The sequence below is a fragment of the Pontibacter aydingkolensis genome (assembly GCF_019443125.1).
GTDB lineage: Bacteria > Bacteroidota > Bacteroidia > Cytophagales > Hymenobacteraceae > Pontibacter > Pontibacter aydingkolensis.
Genome location: NZ_JAHYXK010000022.1, coordinates 13,626 through 33,973, shown reverse-complemented (window position 1 = coordinate 33,973; position 20,348 = coordinate 13,626). Strand labels below are relative to the sequence as shown.

Sequence of the window (20,348 nt, the reverse complement as noted above, 5' to 3'; positions counted from 1 at the left end):
TTTCCAAGTATGTAATAATGTGTTCCTGCTTACCACCTAGCCATTAATTCTATTTAAATGCTGTGGTTAGCAGCACCCACAGCGCCCCATTCTATTAATACACTTCACCCGCCGCTATTTTTCACCAGTTTATTATTTACTATGAAACAACTAATACATACTATACCAGGTAACGTCTTGCCTGTTCAAATTTCTCGTCTTTGTTTTGGTGTAGGTAAAAAGTGGTTATTCACTTTGTTACTTGTACTTTTTTTTACTCCATCCCTTTATGCCAAAGCCGAACCCGAACTTAATCGGGAATGGGTAAAGCAGGTAAGTAATACAGGGAGCAATTACGCTGCTACTACCGCATTGGCTAAGGCCCCCGACCAAACATTGGTTGCTGTAGGGTTTAGCAGGGGGCCGGCGTCAGTTTCACGCATAGTCACTACTAAATTCAGCAGAGATGGTGCTGTAGTATGGCAGCAGGAGTTTAGTGGTATAACCGGAAGCGCAGGCGAATCACCTGACCAGCTGCACATTGATGGCGGCGGCAATATATACATATCCGGCAATGTAATGCTTAGCCCCGATGTCTATGATTTTCTTGTGATTAAATATTTACCTGATGGGCGCCTGGCCTGGGCTAAACACCTGAATGGAGGGCAAACAGGGCGTAACCTACCTGCCGCGATGGCTGTTAACCAATCCGGTGATGTTTACATTACCGGTCAATCGGCTGGTGGAATGTCTTTAACAGTTAAGTTAAGCTCTGGTGGCGATGTTATCTGGTCTAAAACGTACGATGGTCCTTCCTCCGGTTCCGATCCTGCTGCGCAATCCATAACCCTCGATGCTGATGGCAATCCTATTATCAGTGGCACTCATTTTGTTTTAGGCGAAGGAAGAAAACTCTTCGTGTTAAAGTACAACGGCCAAAATGGGCAGCAACTATTTATCAGTCATTTAAACGAAATGGAAGCTGCCCATCCAGGCATTTATACTTCTGATAAATTGCTGACGGATGCGTCAGGCAATATATATGTGGCTGGCAGCAGGGCTGGGCTGGCCATTGCCAATGCAAAACCACTCCTCATCAAGCTAAACAGCCAGGGAGCAATGCTGTGGAGCAGGCTGGATAACATGCCGTCTTACAACACCTTTATGATAGATGCTGAGCTGGATACTGACGGAAACCTGGTTATACTTGGGTCTTCTCAAAATGGCCGGGCAGATACCGAAGTATACCTTTCTAAGTATAACCCAGCAGGCAGCAAAGTATGGGGTGATCTGATAGAAGATGCTACCGGTGAGCTTTCGTACCCGAGAGCACTTGCTATAAGTGCAAATGGCCATATCGCAATAACCGGAATGGTACGGGGCATGCTGCCTGAAGAAGTAGGAGACCTCTTTACTTATTTGTATACAGGTGCAGGTGACCAGGTTGGTGCCGATAGGTATGATGCAAACGGTGCATCAGATACAGGCAGCGATATTGTATTTGATGCTGCCGGAAAACTCTATGTAGCCGGCCATAGTTCTCCTGTCAATGGTTCTAACAACAAACTGCTACTGGTGAAGTATGGCTTCATAAAAGACACGCCTGCTACCCAACTAACCCGTGCCTGGGCTGTTACTGCTACCGGTTTAGGGACACCGAACGATGTGTTTTTTGACAGCAGTGATCTCCCTATAGCAGTCACAGACAGTAAAGTAGTGTTTTTCGGCACACAAGGGCAAAAGCTGTTTGAGAATTCCTTCAGAGGAGTTTATAAAGCGGCAGGCCAGGATCAGCAGCATAATATCTATGTTCTGTCAGACTTGACGCTAAGCATCAGCAACAGCACATTTCTGGTTACTAAGTTTAGCAGCAGCGGACAACAAATGTGGGAGTACCAGTATGACACGGTTCACCTGTTTATGAACGGCAATGATCTGGCAGTATCTCCAAACGGCGACGTTTTTATAGCCAGCACAATCCACGAGAGCAGCACCGACTCCTATGTGCAGTTAATCAAACTACAAGCCGGAGGGGCTACCGCCTGGCAGTTGAGTTACGAAGGCTTCGGCAACTTAAGCCCTAAGGCCGCCGGAATAGTGTTGGATGAGCAGGGTGATGTGTATGTTACCGGTAACGACAATACTCAACTGGATGGCCGCCGTGTTTTTCTGTTAAAGTATAATGGCAGCAACGGTAGTAAAATCTGGGAGAGGCACTATAAAGTAAGTGGCGGTCCTCTAGTTAACCATTATGATCCCCAGCAGCTGTTTATCCACTCCGACGGAAGCCTGTACGTTGCAGGTACCACACAATCCTGCTGTATCAGCCATCCAACAGCCTTTGTTTTAAAGACTGATGCTGAGGGCAACTTACTCTGGGAGAGCAGGCCTGGCGATAGCAGCGAAATAGAGCTGCTTGACGCCTCTTTGAGTCCGGACGGAAGCATAGCGGTTATAGGTACGCTTTACAACCCGAGAACAGGGGTCAACACTACATTTGTATCAAAAATTAGCAGTGAGGGCGAACAGGCATGGTTCGAGATGGTAGAGAGACTAATGAGCGTTTTGGCTTTGGAAAACGGCATGGTAGCCGTAACAGGCACCAGCAATACAAACCTTTTTGTGTACTTATATAATGAGCAGGGAATACGTGTACAGCAGGATAGTTATGGGAAAGAGGGGGATCGGCAGGAGATGGGTACCGCGCTTGCCATGGATGTCCTGGGTAATCTATATGTAGGGGGCACCTCAGGAATCGCTAACAGCGAAACAAGAGACTTGGTGTTGATCAAGTATGGAAGCAGTTCAGAAGAACCCTGCAACATACCTGTAGCGGTAAGGCTGTATCTGCCGCCAATGGCCAAGCGCGTAGGCTGGCAGGTGCGTACCACCGCCGACTTCCGACCTTACATCCTGGGTGCCGACCATGGCGTTCGCTGGACCTGGGGAGATGGCAGCTTACCAACAATTGCTTATACAGCGCATGGCACAAGCCGCATAACAGGTGAGCACACCTACCAGAAGGCAGGTATTTATACGATTGGCCTTGATTTTGAAGAAAGCTGCCTAAAACCAACAACTACTGATTATTCCCAGCAAATGGTGATCTATGATCCGGAAGCAGGTTATGTAACAGGTAACGGCGAATTGGCAGCACCAGCGAACTTTAGCAATAAAAAACTGACCTATTCCTTTTCTGTAAGATATCCAAACCAGCACTCCCGGCAGCCGGTTGGCAGCCTGCACGTAATGTTAGGAGATATGGGCAATATGGTAAGCAAAACCCTGGACTGGCTGGTAATTGACGGAAACAGGGCAGCAATACAGGGCACAGCAGCCATCAAAGGAAAAGGAAACTATAGATTTGTAGCCACGCTAATGGATGGGGGAAGTGCAGGGCCTAACGATGCCGGCGATGGCATGCGCCTGCAGGTCTGGGACAGCAACGCCCACGGTAAGCTCATATTCGATAACCACTCTGCCGGTTCCGGCAAACTTGATCTGATGCAGCATTTACCAGCTATAGAGAAAGGACAGATTATTATTAATGGAAGCAACTCGAAACTGGCTGCAAACGGTAAGAATAAACTGGAGCACGATGCCGGTACAGCAGCTGAACTGACGGCTTATCCGAACCCGTTCAGTACCACCACTACCATACGCTTTAAGGTATCTGAGAGTGGCCTGTACGAGGCTGCGCTCTATGATGCCAAAGGTGCTTTTGTCTGTAACCTGCAAAGCGTAAATGCCAATGCCTCCGAAACTTTGGAGCTAAAAGTAGATGGCAGCAAACTGAAAGAAGGCTTATACTTTGTGCGGCTTACCGGCAATGGGTCCGTGCAAACCGTTAAACTGCTTCTGCAGCGTTAACATATTTATACGTTGATCATCTGAAGGGACAGGCCTAATGGCCTGTCCCTTTTTGTGTTTCTAAAGTGAGAGTTAAGCCAAATTCCAAGTGTACGAAATCGTACGTACTACTGTCCACTTTCAGACATCGCATATCCCTTTATAAAGTCAAAGGTTGTTTGCAATATGCTAATAATCAACGTATTGCGTTTTGGCATGTATGTTGGTACTGCGGATTCTAAAGCATAAAATTTAACCATACTTTAGATCAACACATTATTGAAAATCAGCAACATTATAAAACTATGAAAAATTTATTTTTACTCTTTTCGCTCTTCGCCTTCACTACCTTACAGGCACAACAGAGCAACATTTCAGGTAAGGTTCTAGACGGAGAGAACAAAGCCGTTGGCTATGCCAATGTGCTGCTCCTGAAAGCCGCCGACTCCTCACTTGTAAAAGGTGCTTTATCCGAAGATGCCGGTACTTTTCTTTTTGAAGGTATCGCCGCCGGAAACTATAAAGTAGTAGCCAGCATGGTAGGGCAGGGCAAGGCCAGCAGCGCAGTGTTCAGCGTATCGGGCAATGCAGGTACCATCAACCTTGAGCCTATACTTTTAAAACAGTCGGCTACTAACCTGAAAGAGGTGGTAATCGAAGGCCAGCGCCCGCTTATCGAGCAGCAGTTCGACATGACTGTGATGAACGTGGAGAACAGTATTGTGGCAGCCGGAAACACTGCACTTGACGTGCTGGAGAAAGCGCCCGGCATTGTGGTAGACCAGAACGACAACATCAGTATGCGCGGACGCCAGGGTGTAATGGTGCAGGTAGACGGCAAGCAGGTACCCATGACAGGTACAGAGCTGGCGAACTACCTTAAGGGACTTTCTGCAAGCTCTCTGGATAAGATCGAACTGATCACAAACCCTTCCTCTAAGTACGATGCGGCCGGTAATGCGGGTATCATCAACATAAAACTAAAGCGCGATAAAAGCCTTGGCACGAACGGTTCTTTTACCACCTCGTTCGGGCAGGGCCGCTACAGCAAAGGAGACATGAGCCTGCAACTGAACCACCGCGCCAAAAAGATGAACGTATTCGGAGGGCTGAACTACGCCAACCGCAAAAACTTTTCGGAGCTGGACTTTGTGCGCAACTTTATTGATAACGGTGAGGCTACAGGCGGCTACGAGCAGCAGAACATCTTTAACTTTACCGGTATCAACTACAACGGCCGTTTCGGGGTGGATTACTTTATAACACCTAAAACAATAATCGGGGTGGTGGGCACCAGTTTTATCTCTGACCTGGACCGTGATAATACGAACAAGGCACTCTTTTTTGATGCGCAACGAAACCCCTTGCGCAGGGCTGTAACAGATGCCGACGTAGCCCACAGCCGCAGCAACCAAAGCCTTAACCTTAACCTGAAGCATACTTTAGACAGCCTTGGCCGAGAGGTGACGGCCGATATTGACTACATTACATACAACAACGATGACATACAGGACTTCGCGATCAGGAGTATGAATTTAAGCTCTGAGCCGATTGGTAACCCTGCGCTGCTGCACGGCGACCTGGAAGGCAAGCTTACCATCAGGTCTGCAAAGGCAGATTATGTGCAGCCACTACCAGCCCTGGGCGCAAAGCTGGAGGCAGGTGTTAAAAGCAGCCTGGTAAACGCCGATAACGACCAGAAGTTTTACGACCGTACCGAAGGCAGAAATGAGTTGATCTCAGGCAGAAGCAACCGCTTTAAATACGAGGAGAATATTAATGCCGCTTACCTGAATACTAATAAGAAGTGGGAGAGAGCCAGCCTGCAGCTGGGCCTGCGCCTGGAGAACACCATTGCTACAGGAGAGCAGCTTGCTGATGTGGTAAACGAGGACGACCGTAAGTTTGACCGCAACTATACCCAGTTTTTTCCGAGCGCATTTGTTGGCTACAACCTCAACAAAAAGCATGAACTGGGCGTGTCGCTTAGCCGCCGTATCAACAGACCTTCCTATGGCCAGCTGAATCCCTTTAAAAACCTGATCGACGCTTTCACAGTTTCATCTGGTAACCCATACTTAAAGCCGGAACTGTCTTACTCTTTTGAGCTGACCCATACGTTTGACAAGCGCTTTACCACAAAGCTTAGTTACAGTCATACCACCGATGTGATCGTGAACGTGCTGTCGCGGGAGAGTGAAGACGAGAACGTGGTGATACAGACCTTCCGTAACCTGGCCAAGCACGATTATTATGGCCTGACCATGACCATGCCTTTCTCTGTTGGCAACTGGCTTAACAGCATGAACAACGCCACAGTTTATTACGGTAAGTATCGCGGCAACCTGGGCACTACTACTCTTAATGCAGGTATGCCAACGCTTAACTTCAACTCCAACAATACCATTAAGCTTACAAATGGTTGGTCTGCAGAGGTAATTGGCGTGTATAGAACAAGCGAAGTATACGGTTTCCTGGAGGTTGACCCGATCTGGTCTATGTCGGCTGGTGTGCAGAAGCAGCTGTGGGATAAGAAAGCAAGTATAAAACTGAACGTGTCGGATATATTCTACACCAGCCAGGTGCACGGCAAAACTGTTATGGCCGACTATACCGAAACCTTTGATCAGCGCCGCGACTCCAGGGTAGCAACGCTTAGCTTTAACTACCGCTTTGGAGGCTCTCAGGTAGCTCCGGCCCGCCGACGCACAGGCGGTGCCGAAGAAGAGAAAAGCAGAGCTAACTAAGGCAGCACTAAAACCATAAAGTAAACCTAATGCAAAAGAGACGCAGCACGCTGCGTCTCTTTTGCATTTATACTTACCAGGTGGTGTCGTCGTCGGGGTTTACAAAGCCCTGGCCTGGCTTAAAGCGGGTACCTTTGCCGTGCAGGTGGTCCCACATGTCCTTCTGCATCTTCAGCTGGTCCAGCGCCATAAACTCCTCCCAGCGTTCCTTATCATCATCGCTGAAGTATGCCACCAAGTCGTGAAGGTGTAGTTTGTCGCTTTGCTGCATTTGCTCCTGCAACAGGGTGTCTGTGCGCAGCATCTGTTCTATCCTGATACGGAAATAGGTGTTCAGCTCTTTATATCGCTCCTCGTCCCAGTTATCCAGGTTCATCATATCCATAGTGTTTATACTTAGCCAATATAAAAACTGTTATTGTAAGTATACTTCTACAGTAGGCTAAACCTGCTGCTCCGTTAATTAAATCAGGTTGCGAAATACTTTTTTCTGGTAATTGATTACCTACCCCTAACTCCTTCGAGGAGCAGGGCCGTTTCATTCTGATAAAACTATCCCCTTGAGGACAAGTGAGAACGGGAGTTCGAAACTTGCGGCTGTAGGTCATTAGGGGTGTTGATATCGTAGATGAAAAGCCAATCATTACCTTCATTGCAATTTTTCTGCAAGAGCAAACACCCCTCTCGCTCCCCTCAAGGGGAGAATCCGCTTGAATGATACGTTCCTGCTCCGAGGAGGGGAATTACATGCACAATTAAAAATTCCCTTCCTCGGAGGGATTAGGGGTGGGTTCACGCTAACAGATGAAAACTCATGAACCTTGCATCTCGCAGCTTGAGTTAATTAAATATTGCCAGGGTATTGACTTATATTTATGAATAGTATAGATTTAGGAATTAGAATATAGCTTGCCTTTATAAAAGCTGGCATATGTTCAGTGCAGCCGCTTTTACTTAAACTGCAGCAGGATATCCTAAACAGTTTATAACCTTACCCTTATACTTTAAATAAATAAAAGCATCCTGCCGGGAAGCTAAAAAGAGCGAAAGTATAAACGCTCTATATTTTTTGACTTACTGTGCAAACGTTTGCACACTATAAGATACTGAAAGTATAAAGAGGAGTGAGGCGATACGAAGTTTTAATGGTAGGCGGGTATTGAAAATGCTATTCACCAATACATTAACCAGCTGTAATATCAGCATGTTCTTGCTAATGCCTGCTATACTATGTGCAAACGATTACAGATAATATTGACTAAAAACTAAATCTATACTTTAACACTAACCTAATATGAAGAACAATTACACAACTAATTTGCTAAAGGAATTAAAGCCGAAGATGCGCTATGTACTGGGCTGCTGCCTGCTTTTTACCGCATCTCATACCTTTGCACAGAATGATCCATGGATTATTTACAATGCCAATGAGCTGCCTGATGCGTTTACTGAAAGCCCTTTTGTTACAGCAAGTGTTGTGCCTGCTGCCTCAGAAACCCAACCAGCTATTGTTGCAACCGAGCAATCTATTATCAGTGATTCAAATGTCCAGGGAAACAATTTATTAAGTTTCAGAATAAACGGAAACGATGCTGTAAATTTCCCTCATACAACCTTTTTGTGGCGACAGAACTTTCCAACAACGCCTGCTTCTCCAACTGCTGCAACAGTTGTAGTAAGAGCGAAGGGGCTGGAAGGTTTTGACAGAGTGTTTGAGTTAGACTTAGACTTCAATGGCTATCGTGAAACTGTTTATGTTATTAATGCCACAGAAACAAATCCTGCCAGAGTAACTTTTAACGTAGGCAGAACTAGTAATACCACACTTGAGAACTTAAGCTTAGGCGAAAACTTTAACACGAAGGAGTGGCACACTTATAGATTCACAAAGGACGGTGCTACAATAAAACTTTTCATTGATGAAAGTGAAACCCCTGTTGCTACTTCTACTGTAGGGGCAAGTACAGTTCGTAATTACTTCCGTATCGGTGATGGCTCCAGCGGCTCAACTAATGGCTCTCACATTGATTATATCATGTGGACAGTTGAAGGTGCTTACTCTCCAGCACAAAAAGCACTACCAGCTGGCACACTTACCAAACTGAAGTCTGTTGACGCAGCGTCTGCAAAAGTATCTGTATACCCTAACCCGGTAAAAGGCGGACAGGCGAGCCTGGCTATATACCTGCAGGCTTCTTCTGACGTAAGCGTTCAGATCTTTGACCTGGCAGGCAGAAAAGTTGGCAAGAGCATAAACTTCGCTAACATGAGAGCCGGCCAGAACGAAGTAGCTTTACCGGTTTCAGGCTTGAAAGAAGGTACTTACATTTACCAGATAAGCACTAACCGCTTTACTACTTCTCAGAAATTGTTTGTGAAGTAAGCACTACACAAATAATAAAACAGCAAAGGCAGAACCACCCTGGTTCTGCCTTTGCTGTTTTTTAAGAGCCTTGCCAAAATCAGAATATAAACTCTAAATCTGTAGGGACAGGCTGGGACCCAATGCCGTGAGTTTAAGCTTTATTGTCATCTCAACATTCTTGAGGCGTGAGCCGAAGAGAGCCAGCGTAGCTGTGAGAGATCTTTATAGAATTCCTTCTGTACTAATTCCAGATAGATTTCTCGCGATGCTCGAAATGACAACTTTTTCTTAAGTTGACGACATTGGGTCACGACCTGTCAGCTCAATACTGTAAACTATAGAACTGTACCATACACTATAGCATCAGACGAAATTCCTCTCTTAAGAGCAGGGCTGTTTCATTCTGATAAAAATTGAAAAAATATTTGTCATTCTGTAAAGAAACTTGGTTGCTGGGAGGTTAAGCTATCCTCCCAGCAACCAAGATCCTTTCAGGATGACAGAAAAAAAGTGAATGAAACGGCCCTCTGCTCTTGAGAGAGGTAGGGGTGTGTTATAGCAGATGCTGCTCTTCCCTCAAACATGGACAGGTCGCGACCTGTCCCTACAAATTACTCTCCTCAGTGCGGCAATGCTATTTCGGGAGATGGCTGTGACCACAGTTTATACTTTAGCAAAAGCAAAAAGCTCTTCTTTAAATAGGGATGAAATAAGTTTATACTTTGAGAGAAAAATCAGGTACAAACCATACTTCATGGTCTGTTAAAATTCCCTCTCCTGTTATTAGGAGAGGGCTGGGGCGAGGTAAATTCACACCTACTCTTCCGGATGTATACCCGGCGGGTTAAACAGGCCCCAGTCATCTAAAGTATAATTCCAGGGGTCAAAACCCTGCACCCATTCCCTGAACAGGAGTTTATACACTTCCAGCGCTTCCCGTATCAACACCAGGTACTGCGTATCCGGAAAACCAAACATCTCCAGTGTCGTGCAATGGGTACCCAGTTCGCGGGCAGCTTTTCGTATCAGGGCCGCACTCTCCATCCGGATATCGTACAGGTCGCCGGCCTCGGCTCCTGAAACTTTTACTGTAAGCATGGCTGCGTCTTCCAGCATCATTCCTTTTATATGAGAAAGTATCGGATCATCGTCCTGTATCAGGTCAATTATCTTGGAGGTGATGTCGAATATCTCCTGGCCTTTCTGGTAGAGTGGCAGTTTTTCCGGGTTTAGTGGCATGGCAAATGGCTTGCGATATGTCTTTTGGTACAGGTAAAAGTATAAAATTATTTTTTCCGTACCATACTACATCAACAAGCCTGGGTTGTAGATGTTAACCCTGATTTTACTATTGCACCCATAACACAAAAGCAGCCAACAATTTGTTGGCTGCTTTTGTGTATACCCGGCTATACAGAAAAGTTTAGCACCGTTGATCTATTTAGTCGTAGCTGTTCTTTTTCTTTTCCAGCTTGGCGGCCTTCTTCTCCTTTTCGGTTTTGGCCGGCTTTTTCTTTACGTCCTTTTTTGCGTCCTGTGACTTTGCCATGATTATAGGGTTAATGGTTTAGCTAAAGGTACATTTTTTTTTGATTTTAACAGGCAAGTATTCTGCATCAGGAAAACAATTTAAACATTTGCTTAGGTCGTTGGTTCATACTTGCAACCATTAACTATAAGATTATGAAACAATTAAGCGTTTTTATCTGTGCATCGCTACTACTATTCGGGTGCAACAACAGCGAACCAGCAACAGAGAGCTCAGAAGTAGTTACACAGGATACAGAGACCATGGCTACTGAGGAAACTATGGCAACTGAGAGCCCGGACATTGTGGCGCTTGCCTCCAATACACCCTCCTTATCAACTTTAGTGCAAGCTTTGCAGGCGGCTGACCTGGCGGGTACCTTGCAGGATGGCGGTCCTTATACCGTTTTTGCTCCAAGCAACGAAGCTTTTGCTGCACTGCCAGCCGGCACTTTGGATAACCTGCTAAAACCTGAAAACAAGCAGCAGCTCGTAGATATTCTGACTTACCATGTTTTAGAAGGAAACGTAATGGCGGCCGATCTGTCGAATGGCATGATGGTAAAAACGCTGAACGGTAAGGATTTGAAAGTAATGCTGGATGGGAATTCAGTAATGATTAACAACGCCAATGTTACCATGCCAAATGTAGAGGCATCTAACGGGGTTGTGCATGTAATTGACAAAGTGATATTGCCGCAAGGCAACTAATTTCCCATAGCTGTATATTGTACAAGCGGCCAGATTACCCTTCTGGCCGCTTGTTTTTTGTGTAACTGCCTGTAAAGACTGTCTTTTCCGGTTTCACTGGCACAACTGCTCCATTTGCTTTTATGGGTTTGTAATCCCGGAGCACTTACTATGAGGATTTGCAATCCGGCTTTCAGCATTTAGCTCGCTGCGCAACAAAGGCAAGGGGTAGAACGGATCACAGATCCTTATTGGAGTATACTTCCGGATTACAAATTAGAAGAGCAGCGACCCAAACTTAATTCAGGGTATTTTGGGGCAGATCCGGAGGAGTGGCATAGGAGCAGAGAACGGCATAACACTAAGCCATCCAGATAGTTAAATTCCAGTTGCTTTATACTTTCTCTTTATACCTGCCTGGCTGCAGCGTGTGCACGCAGGTAGCGGCTCATCTCTTCCCCGATCTCCAATAAAGCACTGTTTTCTTCTTTTGTAAAATCATACGGCACAGGCTTGGCAATGCCAATTACACCATACAGGTTGCCCTGCAGCAGCATAGGCACGGCAATAGATCCCTCCACTTTTGTTTCTTTGGCGGCCGGTCGCGCCACACCCGAACTGTCTGTTTGCAGGTTGCACATTTCCACCGGCTTTCTGCGCTCGGCGGCAATGCCGGCCATGCCTTTCCCAACGGGTATCTCCGCCATTTTAGGAAGCAGGAACTCCGGGATACCCTGCTGTGCCTGCAGCTTAAGCAGCTCTGTTTCGTTGTCGTAAAAGTGGATGGTCCCGGTAGAACAGTCAAAGGCCGCGATCACCTCCGAAAGAAAGTGTTGCCAGTTAACAGGCCTGTCGTGGTTTTGAAGCGTGGTAAGGATTGATGAAATAGAAGACATGAAGTATGGGTGAATTAGTTTACACCACACTACGTAAAAAGCGGAAAAAGTATAGAAAAATCTCCCCGACACGTATCCTAAACTTTAGCTGTTTTATACTTGGTTAAAAAACGCAAACATGAACGTTATCAAGATTGGTGACAGGGGAGACGATGTGCTTAAATGGCAGTTCTTCCTGATAGGGCAGTACCTGAACCCCGGCGTGGCAGACGGCATTTTCGGGGAGCAGACCAAGGCCGCCAGTATGGCATTCCAGCGGATGCACGGCCTGCAGCCCGATGGCATTATTGGCAACAAAACCGTGGGCATGGCCATGACGCTTGGCTTCGGGGTGCTGGATGACGAGCGGGAAAGTATACTGGGTGCGCACTGGCCGCCTAAGCCCGGTTTCAGGCCACTGCTAAGCCATGCAGCAAGGGCAAACGTGTTCGGGCACTTTAACTACCGGCACCGCCCCTTGCCCGGCAACCCTGAAAACATAGAAGTGCTCGATAACTGGGCCAGCCGCCACCTGGTGCGTGTTGAGGTTCCGCAGCTAATACCCATAAAAGGCAGCGCCGGAGTATACTTTCACCGGAGGGCGGCAGACCAGCTGGCGCAGCTGTGGCACGACTGGGAACAGGCTGGTTTGCTGCACCATGTGCTAACCTGGGAGGGTGCTTATGCGCCGCGCTTTATCCGGGGCAGCCGCAGCATCCTCAGCAACCACGCCTTTGGCACAGCCTTCGATATTAACTATGCCTGGAACAAACTGGGCACGCAGCCGGCGCTGGTAGGGCAGAAGGGCTCAGTGAGGCAGCTGGTAAACATTGCCCACCAGAACGGCTTTTACTGGGGAGGCCATTTTAACAGGCAGGACGGGATGCATTTTGAAATAGCCTGGCTGAGGTGATGCTCCGGAATGAAATGAAATTTAGCCCCACCCCTTTGTCAATCTTATGGAGAAAAAAACTTATAACTACCCATGCCGCAAGTTTAACGTTTGCGTGACTTCTGGTTAAGTATGATGGCCAGTTTGTAACTGGCGTAAGTATAGTCCTGAATAACGCCAGTTACAAACTGGCTCCATCGCAAGCCACAAGTTACGCTTGCGCTAAACTCGCGGCATGGGTAGCGCTGGGTTCACCTGACAAAAGTATAGCAACCGCTTACGAATAGTGCACCTCCAGCTCATTCGCCTCCAGGCCGGTGGCAATGCCATAGAGTAGTATTCTGTAGCTGGGGTGCGCCGGGTCGCCTAGCTCTTTTTCCAGCTCGTTGATGGTAGTCTTCAGCGTATCGCCTTCAAAAAAGCGGAACCATACTTTTTTATCCGGTTCCTCGTCTTCCTCGTCGTCCGACTGCACCTGCAGTTCTATATAGCGCAGCCGCTCTATCAAACCCTCAAGGTCTGTCTTGTTATCCAGGTAATCATTAAACGCCTCGCTGGCGATGGTCTTGTAGTGAGGTAATGCAGCCATTAGATATAAAGTATAAACTGCAAGTTAGAAAGTATACTTATACTTCGTGGTAATCGCCTGCAAAATTAAGGTCGCCTGTAGGTATCCCTTACCAGTTAGCGCTTCTTTTTCTACTTCTGGTAAATACACAGGATCTGTTCCAGGGATTAAACTATACTTTAAAAACCCTGTAATTAGTGTTTACTATATAAATTGTGTTTCGTATTGGTTATCAGTTTGTTGTATGTATAATTAAATGTGCATATGCTGCCAGATTACACGATCATAAAAGTATAAACCAATAAGAAACCAAGCATCAAAACCATGGAGAAACCAAAAACTATCAAAGCCGGAGAAGGCGATAAATTCGATTTCGGGGGATTTGGGGTGCACTGGAAAATAGACGGACCAGACACCGGGAAACGTTTTTCGGTGGTGCACCATCCGCTGGCACCGCGCGCACTGGCTGCCCCGCTGCATTACCACCACAACGAAGACGAGTACTCTTATGTAATTGAGGGGAAACTGGGGGCGCTGCTCGGCGATGATGTGGTGATAGCAGAACCGGGTACCTGGGTGTTTAAGCCGCGCGGCCAGTGGCATACGTTCTGGAACGCAGGCGACGAGCCTTGCCAGATCATCGAGGTCATTTCGCCGGCTGGTTTCGAGGACTTCTTCCGGGAGGTGGCGGCAGCATGGGGAGACATGGGCAAGTTTGCAGAGATAAACAAAAAGTACGCCCTCGACATGGATTTTGACAGCGTGCCCGGGCTGTGTAAACGCTTCGGCCTTACCTTCCCGACGCTGGAGGTGAAGAGCTAAAACAGTTGCGTACTAAGTTTGCGGTAAATTTATACTTTGGCTGCTGTGCAGTAGCCAGGTGTTTTCGTTGTGCCCTTACAATTTTTAATGCAGCAGCTTTTGCTCGTGCAGCCAGTCAAAAATAAGATGGTCTACGGCGGAGGTAAGGTGCTTGTCTTTGTAGCTGAGCCATACTACTTCTGCTATCTCGCTGGCCGGAAGTATAGTGCCGGTATAAGCCCCGGCGTAACAGGTCATTTTTACCTGCACCCCCTCCGCGTGGCTGTCGGCCTGCGCCTGCCAGGTGCCGGTAAATGTTATGCTGTCCTCTACCAGGTTTATACTTAGCTCTTCCTGTATCTCGCGGTGCAGCGCCTGGAAATCCGTTTCGCCGGCCTCACGCTTCCCGCCTGGCAGGTAGTATTTGGTTCTGCCTTTGCTGCGGGTGCTGAGTATCTTGCCGTCCCGGATCTCGATCCAGGCGAGTTTGTCTATTAGTTTCATGGGGGTGGTAAGAACTAAGAATTTAAAGAAATACTAGCTTTAATTCAGTAGAAACTTATTTATATATGAGACGACTTACTCATAAATACCAAGTTGTTTGAGGTAATTTCCGCGAGATGGAATAACGTTTCGGACACCACCTCTTGGGTCTTCCATGTCATGAGTATACCTAGGGATTACGTGAATGTGTATATGCGGAACAGTTTGTCCAGCAGCTTCATTAACATTAATACCAATATTAAAGCCATTTGAATGATACTGTTGCTGTAAAATGCTTTGCACCTTATTGACAACGGTCCAACATTCACCTTGTTCTGCTTCGGTCAGTTCAAAGTAATTGGAGATTACTTTTTTAGGTATAACTAAGGCGTGGCCAGGATTTACTGGGAATTTATCATAAATCGAGAAAACATTAACTGTTTCTGTTATTAATTCCCTTTCTTCATTATGCTTAAAGAAAGGACTAATTAACTCATTACCTTGATGTAAGGTCGTGTAATGTTGGTATTCATAAATTTCACAATTTTCATTTTTGAAGATTGACTTGAAAGGTAATTTCACTTGGCATTGGTATGTTTCTTTTTTGTGAATTTTATGAAGCCTATAGCCTTCATATTGAATATCCCTCCGAACGGCAAAAAAAGCTTTACCATTAGGCTTAAGTAGGGTTGAAACATTCATCATCACCTGTTTTTGTTCTTCTGGTAGAAGTACATTTAGTACATAGAAACAGAGAATTGTATCAAAGAGCTTTTTAGGATAATTAGGAAAGTAATGGGGATCATAGCCTGTGATTTTGAAGCCATTAGTTTTAAGAGATTCTACATCAACTCCGTGGCCACACCCAAAGTCTAAAATATCACCTAATAATAAATTTCTTTCCCTTAGAATTTTTGCTGGAAAAGATATGCTTTCCCGTTCGATTGCAGTTAGATGACTAAAGTTATTTGCTTTTATGGTTCCACTCTTCATACCCTCTGACATTAATTAAATTTGAGGTTGTTGATTTAAGGCGTTCGAAGGCTAAGTTTTGCCAATTACTTTTATTTAAATACCCTGTAAGTGAAATGCTCATTTCATTGAAAAACTTTTCAGGGTATACCTGTTGTATAAGTTCCCAGTAATTAATTATGACGTCCTTACGTTTTTCTAATAAAACTAATGATGGAATTTTATCACGCTTAGTATTATTAACTTTTGGATCTGCTGGCATCAAATTCCAGAGGTCATTATTCTTCCACACGGAAAATGGCAGAAGATGATCTACATCGTACTTGGCTATATTTATTCCAGACCAGACGCATTCTACATATTTACGATCACCTACAATAGTCTTGTAAAATAGTATAGCATCTTTTGCATCCCTCTTTGTCACAGGTTCCTTGAGTATTTCTGTAATAACCTTTTCAGTTGATAGGTACTCTCTTGATGCATTAACGGAAAATTCAGCCCATTTAAAAAGAATTGAATCTGTGCCTGCTAGAAAACTGCCTAAAACTTTAAATGCTTCATAGTATGAATATGGTATAGTAAAAATACCGCAAGAGTCAATCAGCCATTGTGTATTCACTATGTGGCTTTTGCCCTTACTCTTATTTCCGATAGGTATGTACTTGTAAATAGAATTGAATTCACTAGAAATTGATCGCCCAATGAAGTACATTGGTTGTTTTACAATGGTATCTTTTATTGATTTTACAAGCTGTAAGAAATCATAACTTATCTCATTGCTAATGCCTTTACTACGTAGTTCATTATAAAGTAATGAGATACCGCCTAGTTGATTGTAATGATTAATAACATTCCCGAAGTACCTTCCAAATGCCAGATTGTTTTTTTCGCCATTAATTTGTGGTAGAAATATCTGAGATGCGAATATTGGATAGTAATAGATTATCCACTTTTCTACCATTAACCCTAGTGGGATTTCAACAACGTCTCCGCGTTCCTTAATGAAAGGTGAGTTCTCCTGAATAATATCAATTGTACCTCTAAGTAAAGCAAACTTATAGGTCGTGAATTTACTATCACGCTCTATGATTTTACTTATGTTACTAAAGGTTTGAGAATCCATATAAATTAAAAAACATCACTAGTTTTAAGTAAGAGCAAACGTGATTTCAATACAAAATTGAAATCACGTTAAAAAAGACTATTATAATGCTACATTATAGCCTCTAGCCTTTTGCCAATTTTTGTAAAGGATAGGGCGTCTAACACTTGTTTCACCTTTAGATTGTTCACCAGAAAAATGGCAGAATCGTTCTGGGTAATCTATATCTCCAAATTGATTCCACACTTGAAATGCTTCATAACTTAATGGCCGTTCTGGATTGAATGGTATTTCAGATCCCGTCCTTATACAGTAACCAGTTGATTTACTATTCACATTAGCGGTTCTACTATCAACCCTTTCAGATGGCTTACTAAAAGTTTGTTTTACATAGGAACTCTTGCTAGAGCCTACTTCAAACCTTTTACTGTTTTGATTTATATAATCCACCTCGTTTAATGCTTCCTCAAAAAGGCATGAATCTGCTGTATCATCTTTCTTAATTAGAACCCCCATCTCTTTATTATTAGCCATTGAAAACTCATATAAGTTAAGAGAGGTGATTATCATAGTATCATCATTCAAGTAGCATTTTGCATGTAAGTCATCATAGTATTTAAGTATAACAAATCTTAGCCCTTGCAAAAATTTCATCTCATCAGGATTTAACTCTTGCTTACCGAATATGATAGTTGTGATTTTGTCTTTGCTATTACGAAACTGGAGTAGCTCTTTAAAATCTTTTGAAAGTTTTAGGTAAGGCGATACTAGTATTAATTTTTCGTTTGCATTCCTAATCAAATCTTCTAATTCTGATACTGCTCTTCTTGTATTTAAAAACTTTGGCATAATATAATCTTACTCTTGTTATTGGAAAATTATTAAAACGTTAAGCGTGTTGAATATCAATGTAAGACAATATAGTAAAGATTACTTATAATAAAGATGAGAACTTTAAAAGTCTCCATTATTTCAAAATAGAGAAGTTTGTTATTTAGCTTTTGAGCCTTTATTTGAATAGGTCCTAAGTATAAGCTATTCATAATCTGACGCTTATTTACCATCATATAATTCCAAGCCCTACCCTTCACCAATCTCAACTGCTTCAAAAATAAACTAGTCTCCAAACCAACCTTTATACCTACTACCTACAACACACCAAACACCTCTCCCAAACCTCCTGCCCCTATCTGCGTTCTTAACCTCATAATCCAAAATAAAATAAGATAAAGCAAATGGGGCAGAAAACCATAATCGAGGCCATTGAAGAGCAGGAATGGCTTAAAACAGCAGGAGACGCTATACAGCCTGCGGTTGTAAATGCTTTTGAAGCAGGCGGAGAAGCCGGTAAGCAGGTTAAAGACATGCTGCACGGCGCCTGGCTCGGCCACCCTTTGCATCCGGCTATAACAGATGTTCCCATTGGGTCGTGGACGACTGCCGCCGTGCTGGATACCTTGGAGCTGATGGGAGAGAAAAAGTATGTGCCCGGTGCCGATGCTGTCGTGGCCGTGGGCCTGGTAGGTGCAGTGGGTGCGGCCATAACAGGCATAACCGACTGGACCGGCACGACGCAGGAAAGGCGTAAAATCGGGTTGATGCATGGTATGCTGAACGCTGGTGCTGCCGCTCTTTATGTTACGTCGCTGTTGCTCCGCCGGCGCAAAAAGACCCGCGGCACTGCCATTGGCCTGTCCATGCTCGGGTATGGTGTGGTTAGTTTTGGCGCTTACCTGGGCGGTCACTTGGTATATGGCAAGCAGGTAGGCGTAGACCACACGGCTACGGCTGTAACTTACCCCGAAGACTTTGTATCTGTTTTACCGGAAAACGAATTAGCCGAAAACACCATGCGCTGTGTTAAAGCCGGAGAGGTTCCGGTGCTGCTTGCCCGCAAGAACGGGGAGATTTACGCCCTGGCGCACACCTGTTCGCACCTCGGCGGGCCGCTTTCAGAAGGCCACCTGCATGAAGACGGGCATGTGCACTGTCCGTGGCACGGGTCGGTCTTCGATTTGAGAGATGGCAGCGTGGTGCACGGTCCGGCAACAGAACCGCAGCCCCGGTTTGAAGTACGGGTGAAGAATGGCCAGATTGAGGTCCGGACCCCGAAAAAGGAAAAAAGTAAGAAGGCTGATTAGCAGGGGCAAGGCAGCAGCAAAGTAAGTTAGCAGTCAAACAATACTGTTGCTCAGGTAGTTAGTATAAGTACAAGCTACAGGCTTGGTTTTCTTATTCTGTAATTAACACATTTGCGCCTATGACTCCCAATATTGCACTTGCTTTGTTACTGGTAGGCTCGGTGGCCTATTTCGCTATCGAGCTGACACTGGATCAGTAAAGCTGCCGATACGCCGGGTATGCTTTGTAAGAGACTGTAGAACAGGCTTTGCGTGATGCCTATGCCTCTTAACTCGTAGTAAAGATCTGGTTAAGCTAAGCTGCGGGGTATTTTTTGGTGATTGATTAGACAGCGCTAGTCACAAAATCGTCAATTTAAGCAAAAGCTGTCATCTCGACGATAGGAGAGATCTTTATAAAACTAGTTTAAGACGATTCTATATAGATTTCTCACTTAAAGAGGACCCTACCCACTACTGTTCGAAACCTGCTAAATGGTCTCTATAAAGCCGAGAAGCCGCTTTCTGTCAACCAGGATTGTCCCCTTGAGGGGACTACAGGGGTGTTCATGAAGGCGAAATTCAATCAATGAAGTAACCACGAAGCGAAATCCCAGCTATCTACACCCCTACGGTCCCCTCAAGGGGACAATTTCTACTCCAGGAAATCAACGCCAATTGCACAGAAACGCATACTTAACAGGTTTCGAATAGTAGTGGCCCTTACCCCCAGTTCGAAATGAAAGCCTTTTACTTAAGTTGATTCATTAGTACGCGACATGTTTGCGAAACAGGCTGATCAATAAATGATAAAGTATAAGTAGTACAGCAGTCTTTAACTATCGAACATCCTGTTCATCTATAAATCCTGAAAATCCTTGGGGTAGGGGCCCTATTTAAAGATTCTGACAAATTACCTGCCCGAACCATGCACCGGCCAGCCCTACACATCGCTCTAAGTATAAACTGAGTATACTTTATTAAAAGCATACCACTATGATACAGCAACTAGACCTGGGAAATAAGAACTTACTCGCTTTCAGGGCAGAAGGGGAGATAACCGTGCAGGACATGAAAGCATCGCAGGAAGTGATAAAACCGGAGTTGGAGTCGGATGCTACCTTTAGCTTGTACATCGAAATGCCTGCCACAGCCGGTATAGCACCCGCAGCCATACAGGAGCGGCTGCGCTTTATACTTTCCAACTTCGGGGAGGTGCTGCAAAAGGTAAACAGAATGGCACTGGTAACCGACAAAAACTGGTTGCAGCACCTGGCAACGGGTGTGTTTGCGGTGGTGCCAGCCATTGAGCAGCGCTCATTCGCCTTCGAGGAAACCGAAGAAGCCCGTAAGTGGGTTGCCGGCTAAAGTATAAACC

General features: G+C 45.2%; 16 protein-coding genes. 8 read left to right on the top strand and 8 right to left on the bottom strand.

The window, feature by feature from the left end; translation table 11 throughout:
- Nucleotides 1-141 precede the first annotated feature (141 nt).
- Together K0O23_RS17775 and K0O23_RS17770 are read left to right on the top strand one after the other, a co-directional pair.
- Nucleotides 142-3,849, top strand: coding sequence for a T9SS type A sorting domain-containing protein (locus K0O23_RS17775; RefSeq protein ID WP_219878804.1), 3,708 nt, complete (start codon nt 142-144; stop codon nt 3,847-3,849).
- 284 nt (nt 3,850-4,133) lie between these two features.
- A complete protein-coding gene (locus K0O23_RS17770) occupies nt 4,134-6,575 on the top strand; it encodes a TonB-dependent receptor domain-containing protein (RefSeq protein WP_219878803.1) in 2,442 nt (813 codons plus the stop codon).
- Between the two features lie 73 nt (nt 6,576-6,648).
- Here K0O23_RS17770 and K0O23_RS17765 read toward each other — a convergent pair whose 3' ends face one another.
- Complete coding sequence (locus K0O23_RS17765) at nt 6,649-6,960, bottom strand: hypothetical protein (protein WP_219878802.1); 312 nt, start codon at nt 6,958-6,960, stop codon at nt 6,649-6,651.
- A 909-nt stretch (nt 6,961-7,869) separates the two neighbouring features.
- Between K0O23_RS17765 and K0O23_RS17760 the strand changes: the two genes are divergently transcribed.
- Nucleotides 7,870-8,958 carry a T9SS type A sorting domain-containing protein gene (locus K0O23_RS17760; protein WP_219878801.1) on the top strand — a complete coding sequence of 363 codons (1,089 nt, stop codon included), beginning with the start codon at nt 7,870-7,872 and terminating at the stop codon, nt 8,956-8,958.
- Between the two features lie 798 nt (nt 8,959-9,756).
- On the opposite strand, the gene K0O23_RS17755 is transcribed toward K0O23_RS17760, so the two are convergent.
- Nucleotides 9,757-10,179: a hypothetical protein gene (locus K0O23_RS17755; RefSeq protein WP_219878800.1), complete on the bottom strand. Its 423-nt coding sequence runs from the start codon at nt 10,177-10,179 to the stop codon at nt 9,757-9,759.
- 444 nt (nt 10,180-10,623) lie between these two features.
- Between K0O23_RS17755 and K0O23_RS17750 the strand changes: the two genes are divergently transcribed.
- Nucleotides 10,624-11,178 (top strand): fasciclin domain-containing protein, encoded by a 555-nt coding sequence (locus tag K0O23_RS17750; protein WP_246597195.1) that lies wholly within the window; start codon nt 10,624-10,626, stop codon nt 11,176-11,178.
- Nucleotides 11,179-11,564: 386 nt separating this feature from the next.
- On the opposite strand, the gene K0O23_RS17745 is transcribed toward K0O23_RS17750, so the two are convergent.
- Entirely contained in the window at nt 11,565-12,053 is a 489-nt protein-coding gene (locus K0O23_RS17745) for a GAF domain-containing protein (RefSeq protein ID WP_219878799.1), read from the bottom strand.
- A 118-nt stretch (nt 12,054-12,171) separates the two neighbouring features.
- Between K0O23_RS17745 and K0O23_RS17740 the strand changes: the two genes are divergently transcribed.
- The gene (locus K0O23_RS17740) at nt 12,172-12,945 is read left to right on the top strand and encodes a M15 family metallopeptidase (protein ID WP_219878798.1); all 774 of its coding nucleotides are present in this window, start codon (nt 12,172-12,174) and stop codon (nt 12,943-12,945) included.
- A gap of 256 nt (nt 12,946-13,201) precedes the next feature.
- Here K0O23_RS17740 and K0O23_RS17735 read toward each other — a convergent pair whose 3' ends face one another.
- Nucleotides 13,202-13,513, bottom strand: coding sequence for a hypothetical protein (locus K0O23_RS17735; protein WP_219878797.1), 312 nt, complete (start codon nt 13,511-13,513; stop codon nt 13,202-13,204).
- 303 nt (nt 13,514-13,816) lie between these two features.
- Here K0O23_RS17735 and K0O23_RS17730 point away from each other — a divergent pair, with 303 nt between their 5' ends.
- Nucleotides 13,817-14,314, top strand: a complete 498-nt coding sequence (locus K0O23_RS17730) for a cupin domain-containing protein (RefSeq protein ID WP_219878796.1) — start codon at nt 13,817-13,819, stop codon at nt 14,312-14,314.
- 84 nt (nt 14,315-14,398) lie between these two features.
- Here the strand turns inward: K0O23_RS17730 and K0O23_RS17725 are convergent, their stop codons facing one another.
- From K0O23_RS17725 to K0O23_RS17710, 4 genes are all read right to left on the bottom strand, one after another.
- Nucleotides 14,399-14,797, bottom strand: a complete 399-nt coding sequence (locus K0O23_RS17725) for an NUDIX hydrolase (RefSeq protein WP_219878795.1) — start codon at nt 14,795-14,797, stop codon at nt 14,399-14,401.
- Between the two features lie 75 nt (nt 14,798-14,872).
- Complete coding sequence (locus K0O23_RS17720) at nt 14,873-15,769, bottom strand: bifunctional class I SAM-dependent methyltransferase/HIT family protein (RefSeq protein WP_219878794.1); 897 nt, start codon at nt 15,767-15,769, stop codon at nt 14,873-14,875.
- Complete coding sequence (locus K0O23_RS17715) at nt 15,741-16,871, bottom strand: HNH endonuclease domain-containing protein (RefSeq protein ID WP_219878793.1); 1,131 nt, start codon at nt 16,869-16,871, stop codon at nt 15,741-15,743. Before K0O23_RS17715 ends, K0O23_RS17720 begins: the two co-directional genes overlap by 29 nt.
- Nucleotides 16,872-16,952: 81 nt before the next feature.
- Nucleotides 16,953-17,699, bottom strand: coding sequence for a phospholipase D family protein (locus K0O23_RS17710; protein WP_219878792.1), 747 nt, complete (start codon nt 17,697-17,699; stop codon nt 16,953-16,955).
- Nucleotides 17,700-18,085: 386 nt separating this feature from the next.
- On the opposite strand from K0O23_RS17710, the gene K0O23_RS17705 reads away from it, so the two are divergent.
- The gene (locus tag K0O23_RS17705; protein WP_219878791.1) at nt 18,086-18,991 is read left to right on the top strand and encodes a Rieske 2Fe-2S domain-containing protein; all 906 of its coding nucleotides are present in this window, start codon (nt 18,086-18,088) and stop codon (nt 18,989-18,991) included.
- A gap of 975 nt (nt 18,992-19,966) precedes the next feature.
- Nucleotides 19,967-20,338 (top strand): SpoIIAA family protein, encoded by a 372-nt coding sequence (locus tag K0O23_RS17700; protein WP_219878790.1) that lies wholly within the window; start codon nt 19,967-19,969, stop codon nt 20,336-20,338.
- Nucleotides 20,339-20,348: the final 10 nt, after the last annotated feature.

Coding starts and splice junctions, on each gene's coding strand:
- K0O23_RS17775 (WP_219878804.1), top strand. CDS start 142: ATGAAACAACTAATACATACTATACCAGGTAACGTCTTGCCTGTTCAA.
- K0O23_RS17770 (WP_219878803.1), top strand. CDS start 4,134: ATGAAAAATTTATTTTTACTCTTTTCGCTCTTCGCCTTCACTACCTTA.
- K0O23_RS17765 (WP_219878802.1), bottom strand. CDS start 6,960: ATGGATATGATGAACCTGGATAACTGGGACGAGGAGCGATATAAAGAG.
- K0O23_RS17760 (WP_219878801.1), top strand. CDS start 7,870: ATGAAGAACAATTACACAACTAATTTGCTAAAGGAATTAAAGCCGAAG.
- K0O23_RS17755 (WP_219878800.1), bottom strand. CDS start 10,179: ATGCCACTAAACCCGGAAAAACTGCCACTCTACCAGAAAGGCCAGGAG.
- K0O23_RS17750 (WP_246597195.1), top strand. CDS start 10,624: ATGAAACAATTAAGCGTTTTTATCTGTGCATCGCTACTACTATTCGGG.
- K0O23_RS17745 (WP_219878799.1), bottom strand. CDS start 12,053: ATGTCTTCTATTTCATCAATCCTTACCACGCTTCAAAACCACGACAGG.
- K0O23_RS17740 (WP_219878798.1), top strand. CDS start 12,172: ATGAACGTTATCAAGATTGGTGACAGGGGAGACGATGTGCTTAAATGG.
- K0O23_RS17735 (WP_219878797.1), bottom strand. CDS start 13,513: ATGGCTGCATTACCTCACTACAAGACCATCGCCAGCGAGGCGTTTAAT.
- K0O23_RS17730 (WP_219878796.1), top strand. CDS start 13,817: ATGGAGAAACCAAAAACTATCAAAGCCGGAGAAGGCGATAAATTCGAT.
- K0O23_RS17725 (WP_219878795.1), bottom strand. CDS start 14,797: ATGAAACTAATAGACAAACTCGCCTGGATCGAGATCCGGGACGGCAAG.
- K0O23_RS17720 (WP_219878794.1), bottom strand. CDS start 15,769: ATGAAGAGTGGAACCATAAAAGCAAATAACTTTAGTCATCTAACTGCA.
- K0O23_RS17715 (WP_219878793.1), bottom strand. CDS start 16,871: ATGGATTCTCAAACCTTTAGTAACATAAGTAAAATCATAGAGCGTGAT.
- K0O23_RS17710 (WP_219878792.1), bottom strand. CDS start 17,699: ATGCCAAAGTTTTTAAATACAAGAAGAGCAGTATCAGAATTAGAAGAT.
- K0O23_RS17705 (WP_219878791.1), top strand. CDS start 18,086: ATGGGGCAGAAAACCATAATCGAGGCCATTGAAGAGCAGGAATGGCTT.
- K0O23_RS17700 (WP_219878790.1), top strand. CDS start 19,967: ATGATACAGCAACTAGACCTGGGAAATAAGAACTTACTCGCTTTCAGG.